General features: G+C 71.0%; 18 protein-coding genes. 5 read left to right on the forward strand and 13 right to left on the reverse strand.

Features of this window, described 5'->3' with window-relative positions; genetic code table 11:
- Window positions 1-9: 9 nt before the first annotated feature.
- Window positions 10-1347, reverse strand: coding sequence for an MFS transporter (locus tag AC061S_RS05220; protein ID WP_478684770.1), 1338 nt, complete (start codon window positions 1345-1347; stop codon window positions 10-12).
- Window positions 1348-1445: 98 nt separating this feature from the next.
- Between AC061S_RS05220 and AC061S_RS05225 the strand changes: the two genes are divergently transcribed.
- Complete coding sequence (locus AC061S_RS05225; protein ID WP_478684647.1) at window positions 1446-2318, forward strand: winged helix-turn-helix transcriptional regulator; 873 nt, start codon at window positions 1446-1448, stop codon at window positions 2316-2318.
- Between the two features lie 27 nt (window positions 2319-2345).
- Here the strand turns inward: AC061S_RS05225 and AC061S_RS05230 are convergent, their stop codons facing one another.
- Both AC061S_RS05230 and AC061S_RS05235 read right to left on the reverse strand, forming a co-directional pair.
- Window positions 2346-2894, reverse strand: coding sequence for a TetR/AcrR family transcriptional regulator (locus AC061S_RS05230; RefSeq protein WP_478684648.1), 549 nt, complete (start codon window positions 2892-2894; stop codon window positions 2346-2348).
- 112 nt (window positions 2895-3006) lie between these two features.
- The gene (locus AC061S_RS05235; protein WP_478684649.1) at window positions 3007-3330 is read right to left on the reverse strand and encodes a DMT family transporter; all 324 of its coding nucleotides are present in this window, start codon (window positions 3328-3330) and stop codon (window positions 3007-3009) included.
- Between the two features lie 130 nt (window positions 3331-3460).
- Between AC061S_RS05235 and AC061S_RS05240 the strand changes: the two genes are divergently transcribed.
- Entirely contained in the window at window positions 3461-4429 is a 969-nt protein-coding gene (locus AC061S_RS05240) for a hypothetical protein (protein ID WP_478684650.1), read from the forward strand.
- On the opposite strand, the gene AC061S_RS05245 is transcribed toward AC061S_RS05240, so the two are convergent.
- From AC061S_RS05245 to AC061S_RS05290, 10 genes are all read right to left on the reverse strand, one after another.
- Window positions 4416-5819, reverse strand: coding sequence for a hypothetical protein (locus AC061S_RS05245; RefSeq protein WP_478684651.1), 1404 nt, complete (start codon window positions 5817-5819; stop codon window positions 4416-4418). The two genes, AC061S_RS05240 and AC061S_RS05245, sit on opposite strands and share 14 nt — an antisense overlap.
- Before the next feature lie 193 nt (window positions 5820-6012).
- Entirely contained in the window at window positions 6013-6357 is a 345-nt protein-coding gene (locus AC061S_RS05250; RefSeq protein WP_073913993.1) for a metal-sulfur cluster assembly factor, read from the reverse strand.
- On the reverse strand, window positions 6354-6815 hold the full coding sequence (sufU, locus tag AC061S_RS05255; RefSeq protein WP_478684652.1) for a Fe-S cluster assembly sulfur transfer protein SufU: 462 nt from the start codon (window positions 6813-6815) through the stop codon (window positions 6354-6356). The genes AC061S_RS05250 and sufU overlap by 4 nt, the downstream gene beginning before the upstream one ends.
- Before the next feature lie 29 nt (window positions 6816-6844).
- Window positions 6845-8101, reverse strand: a complete 1257-nt coding sequence (locus AC061S_RS05260) for a cysteine desulfurase (RefSeq protein WP_327252118.1) — start codon at window positions 8099-8101, stop codon at window positions 6845-6847.
- Entirely contained in the window at window positions 8098-8865 is a 768-nt protein-coding gene (gene sufC / locus AC061S_RS05265; protein ID WP_478684653.1) for a Fe-S cluster assembly ATPase SufC, read from the reverse strand. The genes AC061S_RS05260 and sufC overlap by 4 nt, the downstream gene beginning before the upstream one ends.
- Before the next feature lie 7 nt (window positions 8866-8872).
- Window positions 8873-9190 carry a bifunctional 3-phenylpropionate/cinnamic acid dioxygenase ferredoxin subunit gene (locus tag AC061S_RS05270; RefSeq protein ID WP_250742308.1) on the reverse strand — a complete coding sequence of 106 codons (318 nt, stop codon included), beginning with the start codon at window positions 9188-9190 and terminating at the stop codon, window positions 8873-8875.
- On the reverse strand, window positions 9190-10368 hold the full coding sequence (gene sufD / locus AC061S_RS05275) for a Fe-S cluster assembly protein SufD (protein WP_478684654.1): 1179 nt from the start codon (window positions 10366-10368) through the stop codon (window positions 9190-9192). Before sufD ends, AC061S_RS05270 begins: the two co-directional genes overlap by 1 nt.
- A gap of 59 nt (window positions 10369-10427) precedes the next feature.
- The gene (gene sufB / locus AC061S_RS05280) at window positions 10428-11843 is read right to left on the reverse strand and encodes a Fe-S cluster assembly protein SufB (protein ID WP_422521759.1); all 1416 of its coding nucleotides are present in this window, start codon (window positions 11841-11843) and stop codon (window positions 10428-10430) included.
- Window positions 11840-12601 (reverse strand): helix-turn-helix transcriptional regulator, encoded by a 762-nt coding sequence (locus AC061S_RS05285; RefSeq protein WP_478684655.1) that lies wholly within the window; start codon window positions 12599-12601, stop codon window positions 11840-11842. Before AC061S_RS05285 ends, sufB begins: the two co-directional genes overlap by 4 nt.
- Window positions 12602-12720: 119 nt before the next feature.
- Entirely contained in the window at window positions 12721-13512 is a 792-nt protein-coding gene (locus AC061S_RS05290) for a formate/nitrite transporter family protein (protein ID WP_478684656.1), read from the reverse strand.
- A 133-nt stretch (window positions 13513-13645) separates the two neighbouring features.
- Here AC061S_RS05290 and AC061S_RS05295 point away from each other — a divergent pair, with 133 nt between their 5' ends.
- From AC061S_RS05295 to AC061S_RS05305, 3 genes are all read left to right on the forward strand, one after another.
- A complete protein-coding gene (locus tag AC061S_RS05295) occupies window positions 13646-14572 on the forward strand; it encodes an ABC transporter ATP-binding protein (RefSeq protein WP_478684657.1) in 927 nt (308 codons plus the stop codon).
- 88 nt (window positions 14573-14660) lie between these two features.
- Entirely contained in the window at window positions 14661-15428 is a 768-nt protein-coding gene (locus AC061S_RS05300; RefSeq protein WP_478684658.1) for an ABC transporter permease, read from the forward strand.
- Between the two features lie 226 nt (window positions 15429-15654).
- Window positions 15655-16791, forward strand: coding sequence for a hypothetical protein (locus AC061S_RS05305; RefSeq protein ID WP_478684659.1), 1137 nt, complete (start codon window positions 15655-15657; stop codon window positions 16789-16791).
- Window positions 16792-16811 lie beyond the last annotated feature (20 nt).

Consider the following 16811-nt stretch of genomic DNA (forward strand, 5'->3'; position numbering starts at 1 on the left):
GCCCGAAACCTAACCGGCGACGGCCCGCGGTCGCGAACCGGTCTCATGTGCCGGGCGCGGGTCGTGTCGCACCGGGTCTTCCACGGGCCAAAGCACCGGCTCCCCCACCGCGGGGACCCCCACCGCGGGCTCCCGCACCGGGTGCGCCGCCGGCCCGGGTCGCGGCTCCCCTCCCCGCGCCACCCGCGCCGACATCCACAGCACCGCCCCGCCCGCCAGCGCCGCCAGCCCCGCGCACAGCGGCCACAGCAGCCCGGGCGCCGCGGAGTACAGGGCCCCGCCGAGCGGCCCGCCGAGTACGACGCCACTGACCGAGACCCCGGCGTACAGGCTCTGGAACAGCCCGATGGCGTGCGCGGGCGCCTGGTCGGCGACGTAGGCGGTGGCCGGGGTCTTGTAGAGGATCTCCCCGAGGCTCAGCAGCAGCATCATCACCACGGCGGCCGCGATCCCGGTCCCGAGCAGCAGCGCCCCGTACCCGGCGCCGACGAGCAGCAGCCCGACGCCGATGACGCGCAGCGGCGGGCGGGCGCGCAGGGCGACGGCGGCCGGCAGCTCCAGGAGGAGGATCACGGCGCCGTTGAGGGCGATGATCAGCCCGTAGGCACCGGTGTCCAGCCCGTGGTCCGCGAGGTAGAGCGGGAAGGTCGAGTACTGCTGGCGGTAGATCACGTCGACGACGAAAACCGCGGCCAGCATGACGAGGACGGCGGGCCTGGCCCGGAGCTCCCCCCATACGCCGCGGCCCAGACCCCCGTCCGGGGCCGCGGCGGGGGTGTTCGCGGCGCCCCGCGCGGGAACGACGCGGGCGGTCCACACGGCGAAGACGAGCGTGCCTATGCCGTCGGCGACGAAGAGCCAGTCGTAGGAGACGCCGGTCGCGATCAGCGCGCCGAGCGGCGCACCGACGGTGAAGCCGCCGTTGGAGACGCAGCGGACGACGGCGAAGGACTGGCGGCGCGCGCCCTCGGGGACGATCACCGCGACGAGCGCCGCGTTGGCGGAGCGGATCGCCCCGATGGCGTACTGGGCCGGCGGCAGGGCCGCGTAGAGCACGGCGGTGGGCAGCACCGGCAGGAGGACCAGGGCGCCGCCGGCGAGGGCGGAGGCGATGAGCAGGACGCGGCGGTGGCCGTAGCGGTCGCCGAAGCCGCCGCCCGTGAAGTTCCCGGCGACCAGGCCGATGCCGCCGATTCCCGTGATCAGGCCCGCCTCGGCGACGGAGAGTCCGCGCGGGCCGGTCAGGTACACGAAGACGAAGACGAAGGTGAAGCTGGACACGGCGTTGACGAACACGCCCGGCGAGAGCAGCCAGACCGCTCTCGGCACCTCTTTGAACCCTTGCAGCAGCACCCGCAGCATTCTTCTGGCCCCCGAGTTAGTTCCCTTTGGGAACGGACTATGCCAGCATGACAACCTCGGGTCAACGGACAGAAGGAGTGCCCATGGCCCAGCGCACGCACCTCGACGACGCGGACTGCTCCATCGCCCAGGCCCTCGACGTCGTGGGCGACTGGTGGACGCTGCTGATCGTGCGCGACGCCGCGCGCGGCGTGCACCGCTTCGACGAGTTCCAGCGCGAACTGGGCATGTCCCGCAAGGTCCTGACGGAACGGCTGAAGCTGCTCGTCGAGGCGGGCGTGCTGACCCGCGAGCCGTATCAGGAGCGGCCGGTGCGCCACGCGTACCGGCTCACCCCGCGCGGGCGCGGGCTGCTGCCGGTCCTGGTCGCCCTCCAGGACTGGGGGGACACCTGGATCCTGGGCGAAGGGGAGCTGACGGCGACGACACGGGAGACGTCACGGGAGGCGGTACGCGTGCACGCGCTGCGCGGCACCCGGCTGCCGGAGCTGTCGCTGCCGGACCTCGCCGGCGAGCTCCGCGACCCGGTGGCGGACACCCCGTTCACGGTCCTGTACTGCTTCCCGGGCGCCTTCGTCCGGTCCGAGTCCTACCCGCCGGGGTGGGCCGGGATCCCCGGGGCGCGGGGGTGCACCCTCGAATCGTGCACCTACCGGGACCGGCTCGGGGAGTTCACCGCGGCGGGCGCGACGGTGATCGGGGTGTCCACGCAGCGGCCGGACGAGCAGCGGGAGTTCGCCGAGGCCGAGGGCCTCCGCTTCCCCCTCCTCTCCGACGCGGAGCTCGGCCTCGTGACGGCGTTGCGGCTGCCGACGTTCCGGGCGGGGGGCATCAGCCGGCTGAAGCGCCTGACGCTGGTCGTGGACCGCGACCGGACCGTCCGCGAGGTCCTCTACCCGGTGCGGGACATCGAGGCGAGCGTGGCCGCCGCCCTCGCGGCGATCCGCGGCGTGTAGACCCGGGGCCATCAGGGCTCGCCGCCGTCAGGGCCGCAGCACCCGTCGCAGGATCTCGTAGGCGTACGCCTCGTCGTACGCCGTCCCCGTCAGCAGCACCTGCAGGCTGATCCCGTCCAGCACCGCCACCAGCGCCCGCGCCGTGGCCGGATCCGTCCGCGCGGACAGCGCCGCGGAGACGGCCTCGCACCACTCCGCCGCCACGGGACGCAGCGCGGGGCGGCGCAGGGCGGCCAGGTACAGCTCGTACTCCAGCTCCGCCCGCGCCCGGTCCGCCCCCAGGAACTCGCCCAGCAGCACGGCCAGGGCGCCCGCCAGGTCCGCGCCCGGATCGGCCAGCGCCGCGGAGTCCGCCACCGCCCGGGCGAAGCCCTCGTTGGCCTGCCGCAGCGCCGCCACCAGCAGGTCGTCCAGGGTCTTGAAGTGGTACGTGGTGGAGCCGAGCGGTACGTCGGCCTCCGCGGCCACGCTGCGGTGGCTGAGCCCCGCGATGCCCCGGGCGCCCACCACCCGGATCGCCGCGTCGATGATCCGGTCCCGCCGGTCGGGGTCGTAGCGGCGCACCGATCCGGCCATCAGCGGTCGGCTCCCGTCACGGCGGCGGGCCCCGTCACGGCGGCGGCGGGCGACTGGCAGGGCATGCGTACGACAGTACACACGGCCGCGGCGCTCGGGACGGTCCGCGCGATCAGTGCGCCGTCCCTCCGAGGTTCAGCAGCACGACCCCGGCGATCACCAGGGCGATGCCGCCGATCTTCGCGGCCGTCGCCGCCTCCCCCATGAAGATCATGCCGATCGCGGCGATCGCGGCCGTGCCGACGCCGGCCCAGATCGCGTACGCGGTCCCGACCGACATCGACTTCAGCGTCTGCGCGAGCAGCGTGAAGGCGATGACGTAGCCCACCAGCGTGATCAGCGAGGGCCACAGCTTCGTGAAGCCCTCGCTGAACTTCATGGCGGTGGTGCCGGCGACCTCGGCGACGATGGCGGCGGCGAGCAGTATGTAGGGCATGCGTACGACTGTACACAGCGTTATGGACGACCGTACATATCAGCGTGTCCCCGGGACTTCCCCGGTCCCGGCGGCTACGGTGTCCGCGCCGCGGCACCGAGGCGCGCGCACCGGGGGACGGGAGATCCGCATGGCCCAGCACGAGGCCCCGCACGGGACCCAACACGAGCCGCAGCACGAGTCGCCGTACGAGTCACGGCACGGCACGCGCGAGTCGTCCCGGCAGTGGACCCCCTGGGGCGGCGGCTGGCTGCCCCCGCAGCCTCCCCGGCCCGGGGTGATACCCCTGCGGCCGCTCACCTCCGGCGAGATACTCGGCGGCGCCTTCGCCGCCCTCGCCCGGTACGGGGTCCGCCTCGCCACCGCCATGCTCCTCGGCCAGCTCGGCGCACTGCTGCTGGTCGCCGCGGCCGCCCTGACCGCCCTCGCGCTGCACGCCCGGCCCGTCGCCGCCCTGATCCCCGCCGCGGCCCTGGCCACCCTGCTGACCTCCGCCCTGGCCGCCGGCCTGACCGGCGCCGTGCTCCGCCCGGCGGTACTCGGCCGCCCCGCCACCGCCCGTACGCTGCTGCGCGCCGCCCGCCCCCGCTTCGCGGCCGTCCTCGGCACCCAGCTCCTGATCCTCGGCGCCGTGGCCGGACCGGGCGCCGCCGTCCTGGCCGCCGGGCTGCCCCCGCTGCTGGCGGCCGCCACCCTGCCGGCGGCACTCGGACTCGGGGTCCTGTTCGCGCTCGCGCCCACGGTCGCGGCCTACGAGGGTCTCGGCCCACTCGGCGCCCTGCGCCGCTCGGCCCGCCTGGTGCGCGGGGCCTGGTGGCGCACGCTGGGTCTCACCGCCCTCGCCGCCGCCCTCGCCGCGGCGGCGGCGTACGCCGTCCAACTGCCCTTCGCCTTCGCCGGGGCTCTCAGCCTGATCCCCGCCGTGGACGGCGGCCTCGTCCACGCGATCCTCACCGCACTCGGCGGGATGGCCGCGCAGACGCTCCTGCTCTGCTTCCCGCAGCTCACCGCCGGCCTGCTCTACGCGGACCGGCGGATCCGCCGCGAGGACCTGGCGGCGGAGCTCACCAGGCAGTCCGGGGAGCTCAGTTCAGCGTGAACCAGGCCGCGCGGGACTTCTTCCACTCCGGGTGGGTGAGCTCCTTGGCCTCGGTGCCGTCCCCGTACAGGTCGGCGGAGCCGCTGTCGGTGATCAGCTGGACGCGGGCGCCGGGCACGCGCAGGTCGGGCACGGAGACCACGGCTTCCCAGCCGCCCGGGTCGGTGGTCGGCAGGTCGGCCCGCTTCACCGGGGCGTGGCCCGGGACGCCGTCCCACTGGTAGAGGGCGTACGGGTCGGAATTGTCGTCCGCCGCCCAGGAGCCGGCCAGGACCAGGTACTGGTCGGCGGCGTTCTTGCGGATGTCGCGGACCGCGAGCCCGCCGAGGTCCATCTCGATCGCCTCGCCGAAGACCGGCTTGGCCGCGCCGGCCACGACCTGGTCGATGTTGGTGACGGGCACGACCAGCGCCTTGCCGCCGGGCACCGCGGGTGCGAGCGGGGCGCGGAAGCCCAGGTAGGCGGTGGTGGTGGAACCCGGGGCGAACTCCAAGCCCTCCACGTTGAACCCGTCGATGCTCTTCGGGATCTTGCCGGCCGCCGTGCCCGCCGCGAAGCCGTAGCGGTTCCCGTTCGCCGTGTCCCAGGCGATCAGGTCCTCGCGCAGGCCCTCGTAGGCGGAGCCGAAGACGATCTCGGTGTCGGCGCCCGTCCCGGTCAGCCGGGTGGTGAAGACCGTGTTGCGCTCGGCCTTGTACTTGCCGTCCTTGTTGTTGCCGAGCGAGCCGGTCCAGTACACGGTGTCGCCGACCCGGGCGGCGGCCTCGATGTCGGCTTCCTTCTTGACGCCGAGCGCGGGGCCGAGGTCCCAGGTCTTCACGGGGGCGCCCGAGCGGGAACGGTCGTACAGGCGAAGCACGTTGGTCTCGTCGTCGGCCACCAGCGCGTAGCCGCCGCCGACGTCCACGGCGGCCGAGGAGTCGGCGGAGCCCGTGAGGTAGCGGGTGGAGAAGGCGCCGGTGGCCAGCCGCGCCGAAGCGGCGTAGGAGAGCGTGGCCGTGGCCGTCTTGCCGCCGCGGCCGGTCACCCGGAGCGTCAGGTCGGTGTAGCCCTGGGCCTGCGGGCGGACGGTCAGCTCGCGTTGGCCGTGCCCGGTCCGGCCGATGCGCACGTCTCCGGGCCCGGCGACCGCCGGGTTGCTGGAGGAGAGGACGTCGACCTTGAGGAAGGCGGCGGGTATCCCCTCCTGCGCGATGTCCACGGTCACGCCCGGGTCGCCGATCGCGCCGACGGCCCCGGACAGGTGCCCGGCGGAGAGCGCGATGGTCGGTTCGGCGGCGGTGTCCTGGGCGGCGTGGGCGGGCGCGGTCAGCCCTGCGGCGAGCAGGGCGGCGGCTCCGGCGGCTCCCACGGCACCGAGGCGGAGTGCCGGCGAAAGGCTAACGGTCAACGGAGGGTCCTCTCGTGTGCGGCGTCACGATGCGACGGCCGTCGAGAAGATTCGGCCACCGTGGCCAACTCCCGGTGCACGCGGCCCGTCCCCCGGGAAAACAGCGGACCCCGGCACACCCGTGCCGGGGGTCCGCTGTTCACTCGGCCGTCGGACGGCCGTCGTGCGGGGTCTTGCAGGGGCTAGGCGTCGATCAGACGTTGAAACCGAGCGCGCGCAGCTGCTCGCGGCCGTCGTCCGTGATCTTGTCCGGGCCCCACGGCGGCATCCACACCCAGTTGATGCGCAGTTCGCTGACGATGCCGTCCGTAGCCGACTTCGCCTGGTCCTCGATGACGTCCGTCAGCGGGCAGGCCGCCGAGGTGAGGGTCATGTCGAGGGTCGCGATGTTCGCGTCGTCGACGTGGATGCCGTAGATCAGGCCCAGGTTGACGACGTCGATGCCCAGCTCGGGGTCGACCACGTCGTAGAGGGCCTCGCGGACCTCTTCCTCGGTGGCCGGCTTGATGGACGCCTCGGGCGTCGCGTTCTCGGTCATGCCGTCTTCCTCTCGGCGTCGCCCAGTGCCTGGGCGGTCGCGTCCTTCCAGGCCATCCAGCTCAGCAGGGCACACTTCACCCGGGCCGGGTACTTGGAGACGCCGGCGAACGCGACCGCGTCCTCCAGCACCTCCTCCATGGCCTCGTCGGGCTCCAGCTTGCCCTTGGACTGCATCAGCTCCAGGAAGACTTCCTGGATCTTCCGCGCCTCGCCCAGCTCCTTGCCGACGAGCAGCTCGTTCAGTATCGACGCGCCGGCCTGGCTGATGGAGCAGCCCTGGCCCTCGTACGAGATGTCCGTGAGGGTCTCGCCGTCGTACTTCACGCGCAGGGTGATCTCGTCACCGCACGTCGGATTGACGTGGTGCACCTCGGCGTCGCCTTCGCGCAGGCCTCGCCCGCGCGGGTGCTTGTAGTGGTCCAGGATCAGTTCCTGGTACATCGATTCCAGCTTCACTGCGCCCTCGTCGCCTTCGTCGCTTCGTCTTATCCGAAGAAGTTCCGTACGTGCTCCAGCCCGTCGATCAGTGCGTCGACCTCGGCCGGAGAGGAGTACAGATAGAAAGACGCTCGCGTCGTCGCCGGAATTCCGTACCGGAGGCAGACGGGGCGGGCGCAGTGGTGTCCCACGCGGACCGCGATGCCCTGCTCGTCCAGTACCTGGCCGACGTCGTGCGGGTGGATGTCACCGAGCACGAAGGAGATCGCGGCGCCGCGGTCCTCGGCCGTGGTCGGGCCGATGATGCGCAGGTCCGGGACCTCCGCGAGGCGCTTGATCGCGTACTCGGTGATCGCGTGCTCGTGCGCGGCGATCTTGTCCATGCCGATCGCGGTCAGGTAGTCCACGGCCGCGCCGAGGCCGACGGCCTGGGCGATCGGGGGCGTACCGGCCTCGAACTTGTGGGGCGCCGGGGCGTAGGTCGAGGAGTGCATCGAGACGGTTTCGATCATCTCGCCGCCGCCCAGGAAGGGCGGCAGGTCCTCGAGGAGCTCCTGGCGGCCCCAGAGGACGCCGATGCCGGTCGGGCCGCACATCTTGTGGCCGGTGAAGGCCACGAAGTCGGCGCCGAGCGCCTGCACGTCGAGCGGCATGTGCGGAGCGGCCTGCGAGGCGTCGATCAGCACCAGCGCGCCGACCTCCTGCGCGCGCCGGACGATCGCCTCGGTCGGGTTGACCGTGCCCATGATGTTGGAGACCAGCGTGAAGGAGACGATCTTCGTCTTCTCCGTGATGACCTCTTCGATGTTGGACAGGTCGAGCCGGCCGTCGTCGGTGAGGCCGAACCACTTCAGCTTCGCGCCGGTGCGCTGCGAGAGCAGCTGCCACGGCACGATGTTGGAGTGGTGCTCCATCTCCGTGATGGCGATCTCGGTCTCGCGGTCGACCCGGTAGGGCTCGTCCGCCCAGCCGAGCATGTTCGCGACCAGGTTGAGCGACTCCGAGGCGTTCTTGGTGAAGATCACCTCGTTGCGGCTCGGAGCGTTGATGAAGGCGGCGACCTTGTCGCGGGCGCCCTCGTACAGCGCCGTGGCCTCCTCGGCGAGCACGTGCACGCCGCGGTGGACGTTGGCGTTGTGCTGCTCGTAGTACTCGTTCAGCGCGTCGAGCACCTGGCGCGGCTTCTGCGAAGTCGCCGCGTTGTCCAGATAAACGATCTTCTTCCCGTCGTGGACCACACGATCCAGAAGGGGGAAGTCCTTGCGGATCGCCTCGATGTCGAGGAGGCCAGGCAGCTGTGTCACGCGGTCGCGCCACCCTTCGTGCTGTAGGACTCGTAGCCTTCGGCCTCCAGCTTGTCGGCGAGCTCGGCGCCGCCGGACTCGACGATGCGGCCCTCGGAGAAGACGTGGACGAAGTCGGGCTTGATGTAGCGGAGGATCCGCGTGTAGTGCGTGATCAGCAGGGTGCCGGTGTCGCCGGTCGAGCGGACGCGGTTGACGCCCTCGGAGACCTGGCGCAGAGCGTCGACGTCGAGGCCGGAGTCGGTCTCGTCGAGGATCGCGATCTTCGGCTTGAGGAGCTCCAGCTGCAGGATCTCGTGGCGCTTCTTCTCACCGCCGGAGAAGCCCTCGTTGACGTTGCGCTCGGCGAAGGCCGTGTCCATCTGGAGCTGCTCCATCGCGGACTTGACCTCCTTCACCCAGGTACGCAGCTTCGGCGCCTCGCCGCGGATCGCGGTGGCCGAGGTGCGCAGGAAGTTGGAGACCGAGACGCCGGGGATCTCGACCGGGTACTGCATCGCGAGGAAGACGCCGGCGCGGGCGCGCTCGTCGACGGACATCTCCAGGACGTCTTCGCCGTCGAGGGTCACGGTGCCCTTGGTGATGGTGTACTTCGGGTGGCCGGCGAGGGCGTACGCGAGGGTGGACTTGCCGGAGCCGTTCGGACCCATGATGGCGTGCGTCTCACCCTGCTTGATGGTGAGGTCGACGCCCTTGAGGATCTCGCGGGCGCCGTGCTCGGCCTCGACGGAGACGTGCAGGTCGTGGATTTCAAGCGTTGCCATGGATACCTCAGGACTCCTGGGTGAGGGAGACGAGCACGTCGTCCCCTTCGATCTTTACGGGGTATACGGGGACGGGGCGCGTCGCGGGCAGGCCGGACGGCTTGCCGGTTCGCAGGTCGAAGGCCGAGCCGTGCAGCCAGCACTCGATCATGCAGTCTTCGACCTCGCCCTCCGAGAGGGAGACGTTCGCGTGCGAGCAGATGTCGTTGATCGCGAACACCTCCCCCTCGGCGCGGACGATGGACACCGGCGTGCCGTCGAGCTCGACCCTCTTGGGGGCGTTCTCCTCCAGCTCGCTCAGCGCACAGGCCTTGACGTAAGTCATCAGACGGAACCCTGGAGCTCGGTCTCGATCTTGGCCAGCAGGCGCTCCTCGATGTCGTCGACACCGATCTGCTGGACGAGCTCGGCGAAGAAGCCGCGCACGACCAGGCGGCGGGCCTCGTCGGCCGGGATGCCGCGGGACTGCAGGTAGAAGAGCTGCTCGTCGTCGAAGCGGCCGGTCGCGGAGGCGTGGCCGGCGCCGACGATCTCGCCGGTCTCGATCTCCAGGTTCGGCACCGAGTCGACCCGCGCGCCGTCCGTGAGGACGAGGTTGCGGTTCATCTCGTAGGTGTCGGTGCCCTCGGCGGTCTTCTCGATGAGCACGTCACCGATCCAGACCGCGTGGGCGTCCTGGCCCTGGAGCGCGCCCTTGTAGACCACGTGCGACTTGCAGTGCGGGGCGTCGTGCGTGACCAGGAGGCGGTGCTCCTGGTGCTGGCCGGCGTCCGTGAAGTACAGGCCGAGGAGCTCGGCCTCGCCGCCGGGGCCGGCGTAGCTGACCCGCGGGTGCAGCCGTACGACGTCGCCGCCGAAGGTGACCACGATCGACTTGAAGGTCGCGTCGCGGCCGATCAGGGCGTTGTGCTGGGAGCAGTGGACGGCGGTGTCGTCCCAGTCCTGCACGGAGACCACGGTGAGCTTGGCGCCGTCGCCGACGAGGAAGTCCACGTTGGCGGCACGCACGCCGTCACCGGTGTGGTCGATGACGATGACCGCCTCGGCGAAGGCCTTCACGTCGAAGACGGTGTGGCCGAAGGTGGTGCCGCCCTCGCCGTGCAGCGCGACGCGCACGGGCTCGGTGAGCACCGCTTCCTTGGGCACGGTCACGACCGTGGCCTTGACGAAGGACGAGAACGCCTGGGCGGCGATCCGGTCCACCGGGGTGCCGGCCTTGCCGATGCGCGCGTCGCCGCGCTCAACGGACTCGATCGTGACCACGTCGGGCGCGTCGATCTGGGCCTTCATGGTGCCGTTGGCGACCGCGGTGCCGTCGTGCAGGCCCTTGAGGCGGGCGAGCGGCGTGAAGCGCCACTCCTCCTCGCGGCCGTTGGGCACGGGGAAGTCCGCCACGTCGAAGGACGGGGGGGCACTCATCCGGGTGGCGACGGTGGACTCGGCGGCCACCGCGATCGCGCCGGCGGTGGTTGAACCCGCCGGAATGTTCTGAGCTCCAGCCATGGCTGTCGTGTTGCTCTCTTCCTTAAAGAATCTGCTGCGGGACGTCGGGCGGGCCGGGACTAACCGACCGAGCCTTCCATCTGCAGCTCGATCAGCCGGTTCAGCTCCAGCGCGTACTCCATCGGCAGCTCACGGGCGATCGGCTCGACGAAGCCGCGCACGATCATCGCCATGGCCTCGAACTCCGTCAGACCGCGGCTCATCAGGTAGAAGAGCTGGTCGTCGGAGACCTTGGAGACGGTCGCCTCGTGGCCCATGGACACGTCGTCCTCGCGGACGTCCACGTAGGGGTAGGTGTCCGAGCGGGAGATGGTGTCGACCAGGAGCGCGTCGCACAGCACGTTGGACTTGGAGCCGTGGGCGCCTTCGCCGATCTCGACCAGACCTCGGTACGAGGTGCGGCCGCCGCCACGGGCCACCGACTTCGAGACGATGTTGGAGGAGGTGTTCGGCGCCATGTGGACCATCTTGGAGCCGGCGTCCTGGTGCTGGCCCTCGCCCGCGAAGGCGATGGAGAGGGTCTCGCCCTTGGCGTGCTCGCCCATCAGGTAGACGGCCGGGTACTTCATGGTGACCTTGGAACCGATGTTGCCGTCGATCCACTCCATGGTCGCGCCCTCGTACGCCACGGCGCGCTTGGTGACCAGGTTGTAGACGTTGTTCGACCAGTTCTGGATCGTCGTGTAGCGGCAGCGGCCGCCCTTCTTCACGATGATCTCGACCACGGCGCTGTGCAGCGAGTCCGAGGAGTAGATCGGGGCGGTGCAGCCCTCGACGTAGTGGACGTAGGCGTCCTCGTCGACGATGATCAGCGTCCGCTCGAACTGGCCCATGTTCTCCGTGTTGATACGGAAGTAGGCCTGGAGCGGGATGTCCACCTTGACGCCCTTGGGGACGTAGATGAACGAGCCGCCCGACCACACGGCGGTGTTCAGCGAGGCGAACTTGTTGTCGCCGACCGGGATGACCGTGCCGAAGTACTCCTGGAAGAGCTCCGGGTGCGTCTTCAGCGCGGTGTCCGTGTCGAGGAAGATGACGCCCTGCTCCTCCAGGTCCTCACGGATCTGGTGGTAGACGACCTCGGACTCGTACTGGGCGGCGACACCGGCGACGAGGCGCTGCTTCTCCGCCTCCGGGATGCCGAGCCTGTCGTACGTGTTCTTGATGTCCTCCGGCAGGTCCTCCCAAGAAGCGGCCTGCTTCTCGGTGGAACGCACGAAGTACTTGATGTTGTCGAAGTCGATGCCCGAGAGGTCGGCACCCCAGTTGGGCATGGGCTTCTTGCCGAACAGCTTGAGGCCCTTGAGGCGGAGGTTCAGCATCCACTCCGGCTCGGACTTCTTCGCCGAGATGTCGCGGACGACCTCTTCGGACAGGCCTCGCTTGGCGACCGCGCCGGCCGCGTCGGAGTCGACCCATCCGTATTCGTAGGTGCCCAGGCCATCGAGCTCAGGGTGAGCAGTCTCCGTGGTCATGCGGGGTTCCTCCCGGCCGTACTTGCAGATACTGATGTGTCGGTCTGTGTGGCGCCTGTGGCAGCGACGCCGTTCCCACTGCGTGGAATGAACGTCGTGCACACCCCGTCGCCGTGGGCGATCGTGGCGAGACGCTGCACGTGCGTCCCGAGCAGGCGGGAGAAGACCTCGGTCTCCGCCTCGCAGAGCTGCGGGAACTGCTCGGCGACGTGCGCGACCGGGCAGTGGTGCTGGCAGAGCTGTTCACCGCTGTGCGGACCGGGAGCGCTCTTCGCCGTAGCAGCGTACCCGTCTCCGGTCAACGCCCTGGCAAGGGCCTCGGTGCGCTGCGCCGGGTCGGCCGCTTCCACGGCTTCGCGGTAGGTCTCCGCCTGCGCCGTCAGCCTGGCCTTCGCGAACGCGGCGATCGCCGCCTCGCCCTGCTCCCCGCCCCCGGCGGCCTGCCCGATCCAGCGCATGGCGTCGGCGGCGAGCGAGTCGTAGGACTGGTCGAAGGCGTCCCGACCGCAGTCGGTCAGCGCGAAGACCTTGGCGGGCCGGCCTCGGGTCCGCGCACCGTACACACGCTGCTCACGGGGTTCGACGACGTCGTCGGCGACGAGCGTGTCGAGGTGGCGGCGAACGGCGGCCTGGGTGAGGCCGAGGCGCTGGGCGAGGTCGGCGACGGTGGAGGGACCGTGGTCCAGGATCGACCGCGCGACCCGGTTGCGGGTTGACCGCTCCCCGGTCGCGAGTTCGCCCTGGGGGGCCTCGCTCATCCGTTCGCCGTATTTCACAACGCCATTGTTGCGTAATTAGTCGGGCCCCGACAAGCCGTGATGGAGGCCACTTCTGGTGGCCTCCATCACTAAGGGTTACCTTATTTATCTACGGAGCGTTAAGCGGAAGTCGACTCTCCGCCTTCGCGCAGGGCCCCGCCGGTGAACCAGTACACGGCTCCCACCAGCAATCCTCCGCCCACGATGTTCCCGGGCACGGTGAACATCAAATTACGGAAAAGATCACCGAACCCGGCTGAGCCATCCAGGATCGCGAGGCTGAAAACAGCCATGTTCGCTACACAGTGTTCGAATCCGACGGCAACAAAAACAGCCACGGGCAGCCACAGGACGAAAATCTTGGCCGCATCGCCGCGGGCCCGGGTGAACATCCAGATGGCCAGGCAGACCAGCATGTTGCACAGGACCGCGCGCCAGAACAGCTGCCCGCCGCTCAGCGCCATCTTCCCGTGCACCATCTCGGTGAGCATGGACCGCGCGGAGGGCGAGGAGGCCACGCCCGAGGCGTGCACCATGGCGCCGAAGGCGAAGGCCCCGACCAGGTTCCCGGCCAGCGAGAGCGTCCAGGAGAGGATCAGGTCCCTGGGGCCGGTCCGCCCGGACAGCGCGCCGACCAGCATGACCATCACGTTGCTGGTGAAGAGCTGGGCGCCGGCGAACATCACGATGGTCAGGGCGATCGGGAAGACCGCGCCCTCCAGCAGCTTCACGGCCGGCGAGCCCTTGGCGACGAACGGCGAGATCGCGACCAGGAGCAGCACCTCGCCGATGGCGATGTAAGCGCCGGCGAGCATCGCCGACACGAAGTAGCGCGGCGGATGCCCGAGGTCATGGGCCTTGTGCTCGGCCTGCCCCGAGGTGGCTTCGACGTTCTGAGCGATGCTGTTCACCACTCGACGTTAGAGTCGCGCCCGGTCCCCGGACGGACGATAAAGTCACGAGTACGCAGGTCCGTGACCCTTCGGGGGCAGGACCTACGACCCCACCCCGGTCACCTCCCGCGGCTCCGTAGACTCACTCCCCATGAGCAACGACCCCGCCGTGGAAATCCGCGGACTGGTGAAGCGGTACGGCCCCAAAACAGCGGTGGACGGCCTGGACCTCACCGTCCGGAGGGCCTCGGTCACCGCAGTCCTTGGTCCCAACGGCGCGGGCAAAACGACCACTGTGGAAACCTGCGAGGGCTACCGCCGCCCCGACGCCGGATCCGTCCGCGTCCTCGGCCTCGACCCCGTGGCGCAGGCCGAGTCCCTGCGCCCGCGCATCGGAGTGATGCTCCAGTCCGGCGGCGTCTACTCCGGCGCCCGGGCCGTCGAGATGCTGCGCCACATGGCCAAGCTCTACGCCGACCCCCTGGACGTCCCCACCCTGGTGGAACGCCTCGGCCTCGGCGGCTGCGGCCGCACCGCCTACCGCCGGCTCTCCGGCGGCCAGCAGCAGCGCCTGGCCCTCGCCATGGCCGTCGTCGGCCGCCCCGAGCTGGTCTTCCTGGACGAGCCGACCGCCGGGCTCGACCCGCAGGCCCGCCGCGCGACCTGGGAACTCGTACGGGAACTGCGCGCCGACGGGGTGTCGGTCGTCCTCACCACGCACCACATGGACGAGGCCGAGCAGCTCGCGGACGAGGTCGCCATCGTCGACGCCGGCAAGGTCATCGCCCACGGCACCCCCGACGCGCTGTGCCGCGGCGGCGCCGAGAACACCCTGCGCTTCACCGGCCGCCCCGCCCTCGACGTCGGCTCCCTGCTGAAGGCCCTGCCCGACGGCACCCAGGCCGCCGAGCTCCTCCCCGGCGTCTACCGGGTCACCGGCGACGTCGACCCCCAGCTGCTGGCCACCGTCGCCTCGTGGTGCGCGCAGCACGGGGTGATGCCCGACAGCCTCTCGGTGGAGCGGCACACCCTCGAAGACGTTTTCCTGGAGCTCACCGGTAAGGAGCTGCGTTCATGACGCCGATCGCCACCGACCCTCGCCGGGGGTCCGGGGGTTGTCCCCCGGGAAGGCACAGCCTCGAACTGACCGGTAAGGAGCTGCGCGCATGAGCGCCGGTACGTTCACCCCCCGCCCGGGGGCCGCGCCCGTGTCCCGCATGATCCTGGCGCAGACCGCGCTGGAGACCCGGATGCTGCTGCGCAACGGGGAGCAGCTCCTGCTCACCGTGATCATCCCGGCGCTGCTGCTGACCCTCTTCTCCGCCGTCGACATCGTCGACACCGGTGCGGGCAAGTCCGTGGACTTCCTCGCCCCCGGCATCCTGGCGCTGGCCGTGATGTCCACGGCCTTCACCGGCCAGGCCATCGCCACCGGCTTCGACCGGCGCTACGGGGTCCTCAAGCGGCTCGGGGCCTCCCCGCTGCCGCGCTGGGCCCTGATGGCCGCCAAGACGCTGTCCGTGCTGGTCACCGAGGTGCTGCAGATCGCGCTGCTGACGGTGATCGCCTTCGCCCTGGGCTGGTCCCCGCACGGGAACCCGCTGTCCGTCGCCGTGCTGATCCTGCTCGGCACCGCCGCCTTCTCCGGGCTCGGCCTGCTGATGGCCGGGACCCTGCGGGCGGAGGCCACGCTGGCCGCCGCCAACCTGGTCTTCCTGCTGCTCCTGGTCGGCGGCGGGGTGATCGTGCCGATGGACAAGTTCCCCGGCGCGGTCCAGTCCGTCCTCGGCCTGCTCCCGATCTCCGCACTCTCCGACGGGCTGCGCGGGGTGCTCCAGCACGGGACCGCGCTGCCCTGGGGCGACGCGGCCGTGCTTACCTGCTGGGCCGTACTCGGCCTGGGCGCTGCTGCACGCTGGTTCCGCTGGGATTGACCCCAGCTCCCCCGCAGGCGAGGGAACTTCCTGGCTCACCCTGCTCACCTGTCCAGCGGACGGGTAAGTCTTACGCGATCAACGCCAGCCGGGTTGAGACCCGCTCGGTTACGCAGCGCAACCATGTCATCACTCGAATGGCCTGGGGTTTGATCGGAACACATGCACCCGGCCGGGCGTTCCCTGGGAGGATGGGCACCTTCACGCATGGAGCCGGGGGGCTGACATGGCGCAGCGGGAGGCCGTACTGCGGCTGGACGAACAGTGGGCACGGATCCGGTCGGGCGCGGCGCACGCGGAGCCCGCGGAGGCCGACGCCCTGCTGGCCGAGCTGATCGGAGCCCTGCGTGAGCCGGCCCGCACCGACGCCGAGTGCGCGGCCCGGCTGGGTCTGCGGCTCAGCGACCTGGCGGCCCGCCGGTTCGCCGGCGGGGACCGGGCCGGGGCCCTGGCCGCCATCGAGGAGGGGCTGCGGTTCTCGCAGCAGGCGGCCGGACACGCCGCCGAGTACGCCCGCTGGTACGCCCGGGGCCTGATCAACCAGGGGGTCTGGCTGTCCTGGCCCCTCAGTGACGGGGAGCGGCTGCCGAAGCATCCTCTGGGCCCCGGCTCCGAGAGCGGCCCGAGCGCCATGGAACGGGCCGCCGGGGAGCGGGCCCGGGACCTGACGCGCGGCGCGGTGGAGGTCTGGGCGGGTCTGGACCAGGGGGATCCGGTCAATCAGCGGGGTCTCGCGCAGGCGAAGGTGTTCCTCGGCGACCGGCTCGCGGAGCTGGGCCTGGCCGAGGAGTCCGTGGCCTGGGCGGTCGACGCGGAGGGCTCCTTCCGGCGCCTGCTGCTCGCCGATCCCGGCTCCGAGGAGTCGCAGGAGGCCGAGGAGGCCCTGGACCACGTCGGCCGTCAGCTCGAACTGCGGCTGCGCTTCCTGTCCTTCACCTCCCTGGCCGGCCTGCGCACGCGCGGGCTGCTGCCCGAACGGCTGCTGCCCCAGGCCGTGGTGGCCGCCCGCGTCCAGGGCGTCCCCGAGGCGGAGATCGCCGCCCGGCTGGGTCTGGAGGCCGACCAGGTCCACACGATGCTGGAGGTGACCCCCTGGCTCGCGGTGTGGCGCATCGAGGTCCGCGCCTCCGACGGACTGTGGAACGTACAGCCACATCCCTGGCACAGCGGGGCGGAAGTGAGGAATAGGACAGCCGAGGACGTAGGCGCCGAATTGGTACGCGGCTTCGCCGCCTCGGCCGACTACCCGGGCCAGGGCGCGCATTGGCGGGTCCGCGTGTGGTGGCACGCGGAAGGCGACCCCGCCGGGGCCCGGTTCCGCCTGGTCCTCGGCCCTGACGGAGTGGCCGCCACCCCCTCGTGAAACTTTGCACAAGTGTCCGC

The organism is Streptomyces sp. CA189 (genome assembly GCF_056428985.1).